Raw genomic sequence first — 15829 nt, 5'->3', positions numbered from 1 at the left:
AGAATGCTCCTTAACGGGCGCAGGGCGTGCCGGCGCTCAAATGATTGATAAGACTTGCCTGGTAGGCGGCGCCGAAGCCATTGTCGATGTTGACGACTGAAACGCCGCTGGCGCAGGAGTTGAGCATGGCGAGCAGTGCGGCCACGCCGCCAAAGCTCGCGCCATAGCCCACACTGGTGGGGACGGCGATGACCGGACAGCTCACAAGACCGCCGATAACGCTCGCCAGGGCGCCTTCCATGCCGGCGATGGCGATGACCACCTGCGCCTGGGCAAGTTCCTCAGCATGAGCGAGCAGGCGGTGCAGGCCGGCGACACCCACGTCGTAGAGGCGATCGACCTCGTTGCCGTAGAACTCGGCCGTCAGTGCCGCCTCTTCGGCGACGGGCAGGTCGCTCGTACCGGCGCAGGCGACGACGATGTGTCCGTTGCCGGTGGGGGAGGGCTTGCCACCCACCAGGGCGAGCTGGGCGTCCGGGACATATCCCAGGTCGATGTCGTTGCCGAGGAACTCAGCGGTGCGCGCGGCTTTTTCGGCATCCAAGCGTGTGACTAGGATGCGCTCCTGGCCGGCATCGCGCAGCGCCTCGATAATGGCGGCAATTTGCTCGGCGGTTTTACCGGCACCGTAGACAACCTCGCCGGCTCCCTGGCGCACTCCGCGCGAAAGATCGAGCTGCGCAAAGCCCAAATCGGCAGTCGGAGCCGTCTGGATGCGCGTAAGGGCGTCGGCGGGGGTGACTGATCCGCCGGCAACATCGCTCAGCAGCTGCTCTAGATCTCGCTTATCCATATATGTTCCCTTCGACGGCGCAAAGTCTAGCACTCAAAGGGTATGTTTCCGAACACTAAGACAAAATTGTTCGGAAACTATAGGACAGACTGATTCTATTGTTAGAAGGATCGACTAGTCGCGCAGGATGATATCCATGGCGAGTGTCAGGTTGCGTTCGTCGATGGCAAACGGGGCGGCTTCGCGCGTCTTGGGCTTGGCGCAAAACGCGATGCCCGTGCCCGCGGCCTGAATCATGGGGATGTCATTGGCGCCGTCGCCGATCGCGACGGTGTGGGCCATGTCGACACCGCACTCAACCGCCCAATCCAGCAGCTGAATGAGCTTGGATTCCTTGGTCACAATGTCTGCCGCCAGCTTACCCGTGAGCTTGCCGTCCACGACTTCCAGACGGTTGGCCAGGCAAAAATCGATGCCCGCGGCGGCCACGATCTTGTCGGCGACCTCGTGGAAGCCGCCGCTCACCACGCCGACCTTCCAGCCCTTGCTGTGCGCCGAGCGCACAAGCTCCAGCGCGCCGGGAGTAAACGTCACGCGCTCAAAGGTGCGCTCGAACACGCTCTCATCCAAGCCGGCAAGCAGCCCCACGCGCTCCTCGAGCGCCTGCTTAAAGTCAAGCTCGCCGCGCATGGCGCGTTCGGTGATCTGTGCAACTTGCTCTCCCACGCCGGCTTCCTCGCCCAACAGGTCGATGACTTCCTGGTTGATGAGCGTGGAGTCGATATCCATAACGATGAGGCGTGCAGTCATGGCGGGCCTTTCCGAGTGCAGTTGTATTGGGGCACATTGTCGCACGCGGCGCGCCTGGGCGACGGTCAGGCCGCGTCAATTGTTTCGTCTCCGTCAAGTCTTTGGGCAGGAGCTACTTTTCCGCGGCACATCGACACAGGTGCGATAAGATAGAACGCCATGTCTGGCTGCGCGGTTTACACAGGCTGGGCAAATCTGTACGACGCCGCCCGGAACGACACGGGGCGGCACAGATCCATAAAGGAGGATCACTGGTATGAGCCAGACCCGTCCCATCGACGAGCATTCCATGCACACCCGTACCTGCGGCGAGCTTCGCCGCGAGAACGTGGGCGAAGAGGTCACCCTCACCGGTTGGGTGAGCCGTCGCCGCGACCACGGCGGCCTTATCTTCTGCGATCTTCGCGACCGCGAGGGCATCACGCAGCTCACCTTCGACCCCGAGCACTCCGACGGCGACGCCTTTAAGATCGCCGAGACCATGCGTCCCGAGTGGCCCATCAAGATCCACGGCGTCGTGCGCTCCCGTGGCGAGGAGACCACCAACACCAAGCTCGCGACCGGCGAGATCGAGGTCCTGACCGACCACGCCGAGGTGCTCAACACGTCCGTCACCCCGCCGTTCCAGATCGAGGACGGCATCGAGACCAGCGAGGACACCCGCCTGCGCTATCGCTATCTGGACCTCCGCCGTCCCGAGATGATGGCCAACCTCAAGCTGCGCTCCGACTTTACCTTTGCCATTCGCGAGGCACTGCACAACCGTGAGTTCATGGAGGTCGAGACGCCCTCCCTGTTCAAGTCCACGCCCGAGGGCGCCCGCGACTTCATCGTTCCCAGCCGCATCCAGCCGGGCAACTTCTACGCCCTGCCGCAGTCCCCGCAGCTTCTGAAGCAGCTGCTCATGGTCGGTGGCGTTGAGCGCTACTACCAGGTTGCCAAGTGCTTCCGCGACGAGGACCTGCGTGCCGACCGTCAGCCCGAGTTCACCCAGGTCGATATCGAGATGTCCTTCGTGGACCAGAACGATGTCATGAGCGCGCTCGAAGAGGTTCTTGCCGATGCCTTCGGTCGCATGGGTGTCGAGATGCCCACGCCGCTGCGTCGCATGAACTACTGGGATGCCATGGACACCTATGGCTCCGACAAGCCCGATACCCGCTATGGCATGCACCTGGTCGACCTGACCGACATCTTTGCCAACTCCAAGTTCAAGGTCTTTGCGACCGCCGCAAATGAGGAGGGCTCTGTCGTCAAGGCCATCAACGCCAAGGGCGCCGGTGCCTGGGCACGTGCCAAGATCGATAAGCTCGCCGGCGTGGCCTCCACGTTTGGCGCCAAGGGCCTGGCCTGGATCGCCTTCCGCGAGGACGGCTCCATCAACAGCCCCATCGTCAAGTTCTTCTCGGACGAGGAGATGGCCGCTCTGCGCGAGCGCATGGACGTCGAGCCCGGCGACCTTGTGATGTTCGCCGCCGGCCCGCGCCTGCTCTCTGATGAGATCCTGGGCGGTATGCGTTCGCACATGGCCAATGCGCTTGAGATCAAGCGCGAGGGTCACGACTTCCTGTGGGTCGTCAACTTCCCGCTGTTCCATTGGGACGAGGATCGCAAGGCCTATGCTGCCGAGCACCAGCCCTTTACCCTGCCGACCGAGACCGACATCGCCAAGATCGAGGCCGATCCCCTGGCAGCCGGTTCGTGCACCTACGACTTTGTCATGGACGGCTTTGAGGCCGGCGGTGGCGGTATGCGTATCCACAACGCCGAGATGCAGATGTCCATGCTCAAGCTCCTGGGCTTTACCGAGGAGCGCGCCGAGTCTCAGTTCGGCTTCCTCATGGAGGCCCTCAAGTTTGGTGCGCCCCCGATGGGCGGTTTCGCTCTGGGTCTGGACCGCGTGTGCATGCTGCTCACCGGTTCCGACTCCATCCGTGACGTTATGGCGTTCCCCAAGACGGCTAGTGGCTCCGACCTCATGTCGGGCGCCCCGAGTGCCGTTAGCGGCGCCCAGCTCAAGGACGTCAGCCTGCGCCTGATGTAGGCGAGCGGCTATATATTGCTCGTAACGAGGGAAGGACGTGTGCCTTCCCTCGTTTTTTATACGCCGAGATTGTGAGGGCATGGGGTGACCGGGCATCGCGGAAAGTGCGACCCAGAATCCGGCAAAATAATGGGGCACAGTTTCCGGTTGAGCTGTCTAACGGAAACTGTGCCCCAGAACGAGCGCTCAAAACGGGATAGACTTTCCGCAACAACTGTCTGGCGGAAAGCCCGGCCCAGTTTCTTATAGCGAGTCTCTCTGGATCAGCTTCATGTGCATCACGGAGGTGGTGGGCTCGGCACCCTTGATCATGTCGAGCGCAATGTTGGCGGCCATGTGGCCTTCTTCGCGCAGGGGCTGGCGGACGGTCGTGAGCGCGGGGACGCAGCGCGTCGCAATCTCGTGATCGTCGAAGCCGACGACAGAAACGTCCGCCGGAACGGATAGGCCTGCCTCGTTGAGTGCGGTGATGACGCCAGCCGCGATACGGTCCGATCCGCAGAGCACGCCATCGAAAGCCATCTCGCGCGCGAGAATTTGGTGCATGGCCTGATAGCCGTCTCCGCTGTTCCAGCCGGTATAGATAACGTTTGCGTCTGGGAGGTCTTCGCCCAAGACGGCGCGGTAGCCGCGCAGGCGGTCGACAACAGCGGGGTTGTCTTGCGGTCCCAACACGGCGACGATATCTTTGCGCCCGCGCTTCTTCATGGCGAGTGCCGCAAAGTGTCCGCCCTCTTCGTCGCCAGAGTAGACCGTCGAGAACACGTCGCGATAGGGGTGGCCCTCGAGCTGGCCGCACAACACGGTGGGTACGCCCAGCTCGCGCAGCACCTCGAGCAACTCGCTGCCTTTGTAGGGGGAGACGTCGATCACGGCGTCGAACGAGCGTCGCTCAAAGTGCTCGCGTGCGCGGTTGCGCTCATGCGTAGAAGACGCCTGCAAGATAACGGGCAGATAGGACGACTCCGACAGTTCCTCGGTAATGCCGCTCAAAAACTCGCTATAGGTGGGGTCGCTGAAGAGTTCACTCAGGGGCTCGGTCACGAGCACGGCGATGATTTCCGTGCGCCCGACAGCGAGCGCTCGGCCACGAGCGTTGGGGACAAAATTGACTTTCTTGGCCGCCGCGCGGACGCGCTTTTTGGTTTCCTCGCTAATGCGGGGTGAATCGTTGAGGGCGCGCGATGCCGTGGAGCGCGACACGCCGGCAGCTGCGGCAACCTCGGCAAGCGTAGGTGCGGTGCGAACTGGTTGGGTCATGGCGTCTCCTGGAGAATGCGGTCGATGTTGTCGCTGATACGGGCTGGTGCGGATACAGCTTACTATAGTGCGCCTGAACAGCGTTCATGATATCCGGTGACCGGTGTCGTTTTGCAACCAAGCCGCAATCGAATACGTCTCGTATGGGTGAGATGTCAGCGGGCGTGGCGGTTGCCTACGAGCTTAAGAACGATGTCTTACACTGAGTTTCGATACTCAGGGTGACATAAGTGCCGCGGTTGTACAACCGGTTGCACCGTTAATCCGGCGAAATCGACCGTTCAGCGGACAACCGGTTGCACAGTTTTTTGCATCGCCCGTAAGATAAGGACAACCGGTTGCACAAGAATCACTACGATGACGAAGGAGCATCACCATGGACGCCATTAACGATTGGGAAAACCAAGCGCTCACCCACAGGAACCGCCTGGCACCCCATGCGTACTTTATGGGTTACGAGACCGCCGATCTCGCCGCTACGTACAGCCGCGAGCTGTCGCGCGGGTTTGTCCAGCTGTCCGGCTCGTGGCAGTTCCGCCTCTTTGAGGGGCCTGCTGCCGTCTCTAACGAGGAGCTTTCCAAGTACGAGCCCGAGTGGGATCACGTGGAGGTTCCGCACCTGTGGCAGGTAGACGGCTATGGCAACCTTGCCTACACCGACGAGGGTTTCCCGTTCCCGGTGGACCAGCCATTCGTTCCCTCCGATGACCCCACGGGCGTGTACCAGCGTATCGTCAATCTTCCCGCTGTTCCCGCCGGCGCTCGCGAGATCATTCGCTTCGACGGCATCGAGAGCTATGGCGAGCTGTACGTCAACGGTCAGTTTATCGGCATGACCAAGGGTTCGCGCCTGTCTGCCGAATTCGACGTGACCGACGCGCTCGTCGAGGGCGACAACCTGTTTGCTGTCAAGGTCCTGCAGTACAGCGATGGCAGCTATATCGAGGACCAGGATATGTGGTGGGCCTCGGGCATCTTCCGCGATGTGTACCTTATGCAGCGTCCCGCCGCGCACCTGGTCGACTTTAGGTTCCGCACGCACCGCGAGGGCGATACCGCTCTGATCACGCTCGATACGGTGGCCGAGGGCGCTACCCGCGTTGTGTATACGCTCAGCGATGGCGAGAACGTGGTGGCTACGGGCGAGTGCGTCGACGGCCATGCCGAGTGCGGCGTGACCGATGCCCACTTCTGGAATCCCGAGGACCCCTTCCTCTACGACCTTACGTTTGAGGTCTACGACGGTGACCAGGTCAGCGAGTACGTCCCGCATCGCCAGGGTCTTGCCGAGGTGACGGTCGAGGGCAATCATATCTACCTCAACGGCACTTACTTTAAGATGCATGGCGTCAACCGCCACGATCACGACGATCACAAGGGCCGCGCCGTGGGCCTCGATCGCATGCGCCGCGACCTGGAGCTCATGAAGCAGCACAACATCAACGCGGTGCGCACGTCCCACTACGCCAACGACCCGCGCTTTTACGAGCTGTGCGACGAGTACGGCATCATGCTGGTCGCCGAGACCGATATGGAGAGCCACGGCTTCGAGAATATCGGCAATATCGCCCTGGTCACCGACGACCCGGCATGGGAGCCGGCCTACGTCGACCGCATTGAGCGCCTGGTGATGCAGGAGCGCAACCACGCCTGCATCATTATGTGGTCGATGGGCAACGAGAGCGGCTATGGCTGCAACATCCGCGCGATGTACGCCAAGGCTCACGAGCTCGATGGTCGTCCGGTCCATTACGAGGAGGACCGCAACGCCGATACCGTCGACGTTATCTCCACCATGTACTCCCGTGTGTCGCAGATGAACGACTTTGGTGAGCATCCATTCCCCAAGCCGCGCATCAACTGCGAGTACGGTCACTCCATGGGCAACGGCCCCGGAGGCCTGTCCGAGTATCAGGAGGTCTTCGATCGCTGGGATTGCATCCAAGGCCAGTTTATCTGGGAATGGTGCGACCACGGTTTGGCTGCTGTGACCGAGGACGGCGTTGCCTACGATATGTATGGTGGCGACAACGGCGATTACCCCAACAACAGCAACTTCTGCATCGATGGCATGGTGTTCCCTTGGCAGCAGCCGAGCCCGGGCCTCATTGAGTATGGTCAGGTCATCTGCCCGGTTCGCATGGCTTACGACGACGAGGCGGGCGAGCTGACCGTCACCAACAAGCGTTGGTTTACCACCCTCGAGGATGTTTGCCTGTCGGCGGAGACCCTGGTGGACGGCGACGTGGTCTGCCGCAAGACGTTCATGCCCGGTGCGGTTGCCCCCGGCGAGTCCGTCCAGCTTCCGCTGGTGATTCACGAGGCCGCGGTAGGCGAGACCCTGCTGACCGTGCGCGCCTACACCATGGCCGCTCACGTCTGGTGCGAGCCGATGTTCCAACTGGGTGCAAGCCAGTTTGCCATCGCCAACCATTCGGCGCCGGCCATCGCTGCCCCCGCTCGTCCTGAGCTTACGGTCGAGGAGACCGAGCAGGAGATCCACATTCACTCCCTCAACGGCGAGCTGACCTTCAGCAAGGTCAACGGTACCGTGAGCGAGTGGAAGGCATCCGGCCGCGACGTCATGGCCTCTGGCCCCCAGGTTGGTTTTTGGCATCCGCTCGTCGACAACCACGCCCAGGAGTACGACTCCCTGTGGAAGGACAACTTCATCGATGTGATGCAGACGTCTACCCGCAAGGTTTCTTGGAAGCAGGACGGCAATGCGGTCGTCGTTACCGTGAGCCAACGTATTGCTCCTCCCGTCCGCGCGTTCGGCATGCGCGTCGAGCTTGTCTACACCGTGCTTCCGAGCGGTCGCGTCGACCTCAAGGTTTCCGGCGAGCCCTACGGCGACTATTCGGACATTATCCCGCGCATCGGCATCTCCTTTGAGGTTCCCGGTTGCGATCGTGCCGTCGAGTGGTATGGCCACGGCCCGGGCGAGAACTATCCGGACTCGCTGCGCGCCAACCCGGTCGGTCATTACCGCACTACGGTCGACGACATGTTCACGCCCTACGTTATGCCTCAGGACTGTGCCAACCGCGAGGGTACCCGCTGGGTTGCCCTGCGCTCGAGCCACGGTGACGGCGTGCTGGTGACTCGTCCGGCCGACGCCGCTTCCAACCCGTTCTCGTTCTCGGCATGGCCCTATAGCTGCGAGGCTATCGATAACGCCAAGCACGTCTACGACCTTGTCAAGGGCGACACGGTTACGGTCAACATCAACGACCAGTTGCTCGGCCTTGGCTCGAACTCTTGGGGTTCCGAGGTGCTCGATTCCTATCGCACCCGTTTTGAGAGCTTCAGCTTTGAGGTGTCCCTGCGACCGCTGACGTCTGCCGATCTGGCTCAGGCGCTGGCACCCATTAAGGAGGCATAAGTCATGCATGTCTTTAACTCGCGCGCCGATTTCGACGCTCAGATGAAGTCCGTCAAGAAGTGGATGCGTACCGGACAGGCGCTCGATGGTGTTGCCGACCTGCAGCACGACGTGGCTTACTCCATCGGCGACTCGTTGGTGTATTGGTGGGTGAACGCCCACGAGGCCGCTACCGCCGATCTGGTCGGTCACCGTCGCTATCATGCCGTGCTCGCCCCGCTCGACGGCGACCTGACTGTCGAGGTGGCTTCTAAGGCCGATCTTACCTGTACGCGCGCCTACAGCGATATCGACGATCGTGAGCGCTTTGAGGGAGCGGGGGAGACCGTGACGATTCCTGCCGGCGGCGTTGCCGTCGTCGAGATCGACGAGGCCTACCGTGTCGTGGCTGATGCCGCGGATCCCCGCGTCGTGGTACTGCACGTGACGGTTGAAGGATATTCCTTCCCCAACAAGTAGTATTCGTCCGCCTGGACGTTTGCTTCGCGCCGTTAAGGGGGATGGCTTTGTTGACTCCCTTTTCCCCATTCCCCTTAGCAGGTGCACCGTCCGTGTTTGCACTTGCAGCTCGGACGGGTTTAGATGACATTTAATAGATGATTGGGAGGGCTTATGAGCTCTGAAAAACGAGGAACGATTGGTTCGTTCGCTCTGCTGGGCATGACGGTCGCCGCCGTGTTCGGTATCAAGAACATCATCAACAACAACGCGGCCATCGGCTTGGCAGCTGCGCCGTCGTTCTTCTTTGCCACGCTTTTGTACTTTGTCCCCTATACCCTGGTTACCGCCGAGTTCGTCGGCCTCAACAAGGACTCCGAGTCTGGCGTGTACGCATGGGTTAAGACCTCGATGGGTGGTCGCTGGGCGTTCCTGACGGCATTTAGCTACTGGTTCGTTAACCTGTTCTTCTTTGCGTCCGTCCTGCCCAACGTCATCATCTACGCGAGCTACGTGTTCTTTGGTGCCAACGCCGAGCTTTCGCAGCTGTGGATCACCATTATCGAGATCGTCGTCTTTGCTATCGCCACGTGGGTTTCGACCAAGGGCGCTAAGTGGATCGGCTCCATTTCCTCCTTCGGTTCGACCGCGGCTCTCGGCCTGACCGCCGTGTTCATCCTGCTGTCCCTGGCTGCTGCCTTTGGCGGCGTTGAGTTCGCTACGGCTCCTACTCCCGCTAACATGGCTCCCGACATGAGCAACTTCGCAACTGCGTGGGGCTTCTTCGGTACGCTTGCCTGGATCATCCAGGGCGTTGGCGGCGCTGAGTCTGTCGGCGTGTTCCTCAACGACCTCAAGGGCGGCGTCAAGGCCTTCGTGCGCACTGTCGTTATCGCCGGCCTGACCATCGGCCTTCTGTATGCAGGTGCTTCGCTGCTGGTTAACCTGTTCATTCCCGAGGGCAGCGTTGCCATCTCCACCGGCATCTTCGACGTATTCGGCGCTGTCTTTGCCCACTTTGGCATTCCCATGGAAGTGTCCACGCGCGTCATTGGCCTGATCCTTCTCGCTGCCACGCTGGGCTCCCTCATGATGTGGACCTCGGCTCCCATCAAGGTTTTCTTCACCGAGATCCCCAAGGGCGTTTTTGGTAGCAAGATCGTCGAGCTTAACGAGCATGGCATTCCCGCCCGCGCTGCTTGGCTGCAGTTCGCTATCGTCGTCCCCATCCTGATCATCCCGGCCCTGGGCTCCGGCAACCTCGACGACCTGCTCATGATCGTCACTAACATGACGGCTGCCACTGCTCTGCTCCCGCCGCTGCTGATCCTGCTTGCCTACTTTATGTTGCGCAAGAACTTCGACGCCGCTCCCCGTGACTTCCGCATGGGCTCGCGCAGCTTTGGCCTGGTCGTTGCCGCATTCCTGCTTGTGGTCTTCTGCTTCGTGCTTATCTGCGGCACCATTCCGCTCGATCAGCCGCTGTGGCTGACGCTGGTCTACAACGTTGGCGGTGTGGTTGTCTTCCTGGGCCTTGCCGTGATGTGGTACAACCGCTACATCAACCGTCTGCGCGAGACCGATCCCGAGGCCGCCGAGAGCGAGCTGCGCCCCTCCGTCCTCGACATGATGGAGTAGCGGCTAGGATTAATCTACGGCTGTGGAATAAATCGATTCCCTTTCCTAAGGAGGGGCCTTACGAGGCCCCTCCTTTTGTGTTTTGGGGCATGGTTTTGGACCTTGTGGTCAAAAAATGCCAAATATGAGTACTGTTGCAAAAGAGGTGTCATATCTATCGGCCGGTTTTGAGCAAAAATGGACTCAAAATCAATTTATCTAACCCCCTTTAAAGGGCGTTTGACGGCTTTCAACCTCTTCGAATCGCTCAAAGTAGGCAATTTGCTCTCGATTTTGCTGCTACTAAATTGGTGACAGTACTCATATTTGCCACTTTTTGACCACGGGGTATCCGGAGGGGCTCTCGACAAGCATCTAACGCTACAATAACTACCACGTGGCTGGGTTTTGCCGGCCGAATGTGCGATGTCGTGGGAGGGGACATGGTCGAGTTTACAAAGACGATTAAAGATCCGTTGGGACTACATGCCCGCCCGGTTGCGTTGCTCTATGACATCATTGCCAAGCATCGTAGCGACGTGTCGGTCAGCATCGGTGACCGTCATACCGACGGTCGCGACGTTATGGGCCTCATGGCTCTCTACGGCGAGTGCGGCGAGGACATCATCTTCCGCGTTTCGGGCGTGGATGAGGCTTCCTGCGTTACGTCGATTAGAAACCTCTCGCTTTAAGCATGACGGGGCGCGGCAAAGGACGGCTCTTTGCCGCGCCTTTTTGTTTCGTATAGGAAACTTTTTCGAAATCTGAATGCGGACCCTTTCCAAAAAGTTAACCACGTGCTAGTTTACTAAAGCGAACATAGACGTGGTTAACTTTTATCGCGTCGATGTTGAGGACGAACTGACGTTAGGAGCTCACTCATGTCTTGCGGACCGCAGATGCCGGCCATGCCGCTTTCGATGGTAAAAGCGGGTGAAACCGTGCGCGTGTCTCGTGTAAAGGGCAATGAGGACATGAAACACCACCTCAAGGACCTCGGCTTTGTCGAGGGCAACGAAATCCACGTGGTGAGCTCGAGTGGCGCCAATATCATCGTCACGGTGCTGGGCGCACGCTTTGGCATCGATTCCAAGGTTGCCATGCACATCATGACTGTCGGTTAGTCTGCAGCATTTGATAAAAACCGAAAGGGGGACAAGTAAATGAAGACGTTGGGTGACGTTAAGGTGGGCGAGAGCTCCACCATCGTCAAGCTTCACGGTGAGGGTGCGCTTCGCCGCCACCTTATGGACCTGGGGCTCATCAAGGGCACTTCGTTCAAGGTCGTGAAGGTCGCGCCGCTCGGTGATCCGGTCGAGATCAACGTGCGCGGCTACGAGCTTTCCATCCGCAAGGAGGAGGCGGCCGTCGTCGAGGTCCAGTAAGGGCTTGCGACGTATATTTCTGCAGATAAAGTTAGGTTTTTCTAACTTAATGCAGCATCTTTGAAGCACATTATCCAGCCTGCGCGGAGAAAGCAGCGCAGGCACACAAGGAAGAAGGATTGAATGGCGGATTCTCAGATCCATGTCGCGCTGGCGGGTAACCCCAACTGCGGCAAGACCACGCTTTTCAACCTGATCACCGGCGCCAACGGCTACGTTGGCAACTGGCCCGGCGTCACGGTTGAGAAAAAGGAAGCCAAGCTCCTAAGCGACAAGAACGTTACCATCACGGACCTCCCTGGCATCTACTCGCTTTCCCCCTACAGCCCCGAGGAGCAATGCTCGCGCGATTACCTCATGAGCGGCGAGCCCGATGTTGTCGTCCAGGTGGTCGACGCCACCAACCTCGAGCGCAACCTGTACCTGGCGCTTCAGGTCATCGAGACCGGCCTGCCCGTGGTCGTTGCCCTCAACATGGCCGACCTGGTCGAGAAGAATGGCGACAAGATCGACATTGACAAGCTTTCCAAGAAGCTCGGCTGCCCGGTTATGATGATCTCCGCTCTTAAGAACAAGGGCATCAAGGAGCTCTTCGACCAGGTTAAGCAGTCCGCTGCTTCTAAGGGTCAGGTGCCCGAGCACAAGTTTGATTCCTCCATCGAGGATGTCCTGACGCACATCGAGAACAACCTGCCGGCAAGCGTTCCCGCCAACAAGCGCCGCTACTATGCCGTCAAGCTGTTCGAGCGCGATGCGGATGCCTGCAAGCTCATCAACCTCACCAAGGAGAAGGCTGCTCGCGTAGAGCAGCTGGTCGCCCAGTGCGAGCAGGATTGCGATGACGACGCCGAGTCCATCATCACCGGTGAGCGCTACGGCGTGATCGCGCACATCATCGACGAGTGCCTCACCAAGGCCCCGGCCAAGATGAGCACCTCCGAGAAGATCGACCGCGTGGTTACCAACCGTATCCTGGGCCTGCCGATTTTTGTCGTCATCATGTTCTGCGTGTACTACATCGCCGTTTCCACCTTGGGTGGCACGGTGACGGACTTCACCAACGACCAGCTCTTCGGCACCGACGGCTGGTACGTGCTCGGTCAGGGCCGCGATGCCTACGACGCAGCCGTCGAGGCTGCGGGCGACGATGCTGATTCGGTCGATCCGGCTCAGTATGGTCCGTATGTTCCGGGTATTACCACTATGGTGCACGATGCCCTCGTGGCGGGCGGCACCGAGGACGGTGGCCTGGTCGACTCGCTCGTCTGTGACGGTATCGTCGGCGGCCTGGGTGCCATCTTTGGCTTTGTGCCGCAGATGTTCCTGCTGTTCGTCATGCTGTCCTTCCTGGAGGACTGCGGCTATATGGCCCGCGTCGCCTTCATCATGGACCGCGTGTTCCGCCGCTTTGGCCTGTCCGGTAAGTCCTTCATCCCCATGCTCGTGTCCTCGGGCTGCGGCGTCCCTGGCGTCATGGCCACCAAGACCATCGAGAACGAGAAGGACCGCCGCATGACGGTCATGACCACCACGTTCATCCCCTGTGGCGCTAAGCTGCCGATCATCGCTCTGCTCATGGGCTCCATCATCGGCGATTCTTCCACTACCGCCGCGTGGATCAGCCCGCTCTTCTACTTCCTGGGTGTCTTTGCCGTCATCGGCTCGGGTCTGATGCTCAAGAAGACCAAGCTCTTCGCCGGTCGCCCGACGCCGTTCGTTATGGAGCTTCCCGCCTACCACTTCCCGGCGATCCGCTCTTGGGCGCTGCACGTGTGGGAGCGCTGCTGGGCCTTTATCAAGAAGGCCGGCACGGTCATCTTCGCGTCCACTGTCGTGGTTTGGTTCCTGTCCAACTTTGGTAGCTACAACGGCTCCTTTGGCTTCCTGCCTGCGATGGAAGGCATCCCCGAGGAGTTCATGGACTACTCCGTGCTCGCCATGCTGGGCAACCTGGTTGCCTGGATCTTCGCCCCGCTCGGCTTTAGCACCTGGCAGGCAACTGCGCTGACTGTCTCTGGCCTTGTCGCCAAGGAGAACGTCGTCGCCACCGCCGGTTCGCTGCTGTCCGTGGCCGACGCCGCCGAGACTGACCCGAGCCTGTGGACCGCGTTCGCCGGCATGTTCCCGACCATGGGCGCTTGCGTTGCCTTTGGCGCGTTCAACCTGCTGTGCGCCCCGTGCTTTGCCGCCATGGGTACCATCCGCAACCAGATGGATTCCGGCAAGTGGACTGCGATCGCCATCGGTTACGAGTGCGCCTTTGCCTGGGTCATTGGCCTGTTCATCAACCAGTTCTACAACCTGCTTGTCCTTGGCCAGTTTGGTATTTGGACGGTTGTAGCCATCGTTCTGCTGGTTGCGATGCTCTTCCAGATCTTTCGTCCCATGCCCAAGCACGCTTGGACGGACGAGGACGAGACCAACACCGCTTCCGCCGCAGTTTCCGCTTAAGTCCAAATAAGGATTAGCCCCTTTCCACGAGCCCGGGTATCTTCGCGATACCCGGGCTTTTTGGTGGGAGAGATGTGGCGTTTCCGCAGATAAAACCAACCAAAATAAACCTGTCCCTTTTTGGTAGGTGGAGAATGGGGTAAAGTAAGTGATGGTTAACTAGAGGAGGCTTGCTATGGCACCTATCGATATTGTTGTACTGGCTGTTATCGGCGTTGCGTTTGTCGCCGTGTGCGTGCGCATCTACCGCAAGGGCACCTGCGCCGACTGCGCTCAGGGTGGCGTTTGCACGGGGCATTGCTCCAACAAAAAGACGTGCGCTGCACTTAAGGGCGTAGACAAAATCGCCGAAGACTTGGGTCGCGGTATCAAATAAGGTCCGGACATCCAAGCACTCCGCGGGCATCCGTTCGCGGGGCGCTTTGTGCATTTGAGGGAGAGCACGGCGAGTCGAAGAGTATTTTTGGGGTATCGTTAACTGGACTATTAATTGGCAACTTATCTATAACGGAGTAACCGCATGAGCGCTCGCGTAACCATGAAGGACATAGCCGCCGAGCTTGGCGTTTCCATCAATACCGTGCACAAGGCTCTGACGGGAAAGGCCGGCGTGAGCGAATCCGTGCGCGCCAAGGTGAACGCTAAGGCCGAGGCCATGGGCTATCACCGCAACACAAGTGCCTCAAGCCTGCGCCGCAAGGATATCAATCTGGTGTTTTGCCTGCCCCGCGCATCGCGCGAAGGAGCGTACTTTTTCCGTTACCTGTGGGAAGGCTGCAATCGCTTTGAACAGGAGGTCATCGACCGGGGCATTACGGTTGAGCGCGTTGAATTTGGCGTGGGCGGCTACGCTGATGCACTCGAGCAAATCGACGAGCGTCTGCAGGTGGGCGAGAAGATTGATGGCTTGCTCGCCTATGCGCCGGGCGACGATCGTGCGACTGAGCTTTTGGGGCAGATCGCCGAGGCGGGCGTGACGATTGAGCTTGTCGACGGCGACCGTCCGCATTTGAATCGTTTGGGTGCGAGCTTGGCCGATTATTCGACGGCAGGCAGCCTTATGGCCGAGCAGGCGGCAAACCTGGTCCATGCTTCTGGGGCCGACGCCCGCGTGCTCCTTTTGACAGGCGACCCATATACCGATTCGCACTATCTAACCGCCCGCGCCTTCCACAATTACCTGCGCGAACGTGATATTCCATGGCAGGTTGAGGATCTTGCAGGTGCCCATGCGCAAGTCAAACAACTCGAGCATGAGCTCGAAAAGCGCTTGAGTGCGCCGGACGCCCCCGAACTTATCTGTAGCGTTTTTGCCGTTGGTTCCGAAGTGGTTGCCGACGCGCTCGTCTCGACCGGCAAGGCCGGTCGGGTCATGGTGATCGGCAACGACCTGTTTCCCGAAAGCGCCCTGGCCTTGCGCCGCGGTATCTTTACCAATATTGTCTATAAGGACCCGACGAGCCTGGCGTATCGCGGCGCCAAGACACTGGGCGATTATCTGCTGTGGGGAAGGACCCCGACGGTGCCCGTCCAGAAGGGTGCCGTCGAGATGGTATTTGCCAGCAATGTCGACCGCTACTGCGAACTTGCGGGTATTTAGCCGATTGAGCAGGTACCCCCTCTTGCGACGTGCATTTTTGGGAGTATTCAGCATTGGCATGCCCTGAATGAGGTGCAGAACGATTGTTTTAAGTGCCCCCGATGGC

13 protein-coding genes are annotated in these 15829 nt (G+C 59.8%); 10 read left to right on the top strand and 3 right to left on the bottom strand.

The window, feature by feature from the left end:
- Positions 1–10: 10 nt before the first annotated feature.
- Both larB and serB read right to left on the bottom strand, forming a co-directional pair.
- Entirely contained in the window at positions 11–793 is a 783-nt protein-coding gene (larB, locus tag KSY82_RS00510) for a nickel pincer cofactor biosynthesis protein LarB (RefSeq protein WP_217749831.1), read from the bottom strand.
- Positions 794–907: 114 nt separating this feature from the next.
- Positions 908–1543, bottom strand: coding sequence for a phosphoserine phosphatase SerB (gene serB, locus KSY82_RS00505; RefSeq protein ID WP_217749830.1), 636 nt, complete (start codon positions 1541–1543; stop codon positions 908–910).
- A 256-nt stretch (positions 1544–1799) separates the two neighbouring features.
- Between serB and aspS the strand changes: the two genes are divergently transcribed.
- Complete coding sequence (gene aspS / locus KSY82_RS00500) at positions 1800–3587, top strand: aspartate--tRNA ligase (protein WP_217749829.1); 1788 nt, start codon at positions 1800–1802, stop codon at positions 3585–3587.
- Between the two features lie 243 nt (positions 3588–3830).
- Here the strand turns inward: aspS and KSY82_RS00495 are convergent, their stop codons facing one another.
- Complete coding sequence (locus KSY82_RS00495; RefSeq protein WP_217749828.1) at positions 3831–4847, bottom strand: LacI family DNA-binding transcriptional regulator; 1017 nt, start codon at positions 4845–4847, stop codon at positions 3831–3833.
- A gap of 376 nt (positions 4848–5223) precedes the next feature.
- On the opposite strand from KSY82_RS00495, the gene KSY82_RS00490 reads away from it, so the two are divergent.
- The 9 genes from KSY82_RS00490 (at position 5224) to KSY82_RS00450 (ending at position 15723) form a co-directional block, all read left to right on the top strand.
- Positions 5224–8232: a glycoside hydrolase family 2 TIM barrel-domain containing protein gene (locus tag KSY82_RS00490; RefSeq protein WP_217749827.1), complete on the top strand. Its 3009-nt coding sequence runs from the start codon at positions 5224–5226 to the stop codon at positions 8230–8232.
- Between the two features lie 3 nt (positions 8233–8235).
- Positions 8236–8691 (top strand): NanQ anomerase/TabA/YiaL family protein, encoded by a 456-nt coding sequence (locus KSY82_RS00485; RefSeq protein WP_195234168.1) that lies wholly within the window; start codon positions 8236–8238, stop codon positions 8689–8691.
- A 153-nt stretch (positions 8692–8844) separates the two neighbouring features.
- Positions 8845–10308 carry an amino acid permease gene (locus KSY82_RS00480; protein WP_217749826.1) on the top strand — a complete coding sequence of 488 codons (1464 nt, stop codon included), beginning with the start codon at positions 8845–8847 and terminating at the stop codon, positions 10306–10308.
- A gap of 422 nt (positions 10309–10730) precedes the next feature.
- On the top strand, positions 10731–10979 hold the full coding sequence (locus KSY82_RS00475) for an HPr family phosphocarrier protein (RefSeq protein ID WP_022094361.1): 249 nt from the start codon (positions 10731–10733) through the stop codon (positions 10977–10979).
- Between the two features lie 189 nt (positions 10980–11168).
- The gene (locus KSY82_RS00470; protein WP_022094360.1) at positions 11169–11411 is read left to right on the top strand and encodes a FeoA family protein; all 243 of its coding nucleotides are present in this window, start codon (positions 11169–11171) and stop codon (positions 11409–11411) included.
- A 39-nt stretch (positions 11412–11450) separates the two neighbouring features.
- On the top strand, positions 11451–11672 hold the full coding sequence (locus tag KSY82_RS00465; protein WP_006234774.1) for a FeoA family protein: 222 nt from the start codon (positions 11451–11453) through the stop codon (positions 11670–11672).
- A 123-nt stretch (positions 11673–11795) separates the two neighbouring features.
- Positions 11796–14123, top strand: a complete 2328-nt coding sequence (gene feoB, locus KSY82_RS00460; RefSeq protein WP_217749825.1) for a ferrous iron transporter B — start codon at positions 11796–11798, stop codon at positions 14121–14123.
- Between the two features lie 175 nt (positions 14124–14298).
- Positions 14299–14499, top strand: a complete 201-nt coding sequence (locus KSY82_RS00455) for a hypothetical protein (protein WP_006234772.1) — start codon at positions 14299–14301, stop codon at positions 14497–14499.
- 144 nt (positions 14500–14643) lie between these two features.
- Positions 14644–15723: a substrate-binding domain-containing protein gene (locus KSY82_RS00450; protein ID WP_006234771.1), complete on the top strand. Its 1080-nt coding sequence runs from the start codon at positions 14644–14646 to the stop codon at positions 15721–15723.
- Positions 15724–15829 lie beyond the last annotated feature (106 nt).

This window comes from Collinsella aerofaciens (genome assembly GCF_019131995.1).
Classification (GTDB): domain Bacteria; phylum Actinomycetota; class Coriobacteriia; order Coriobacteriales; family Coriobacteriaceae; genus Collinsella; species Collinsella aerofaciens_S.
This window is presented reverse-complemented; position numbering and strand designations above follow the sequence as displayed.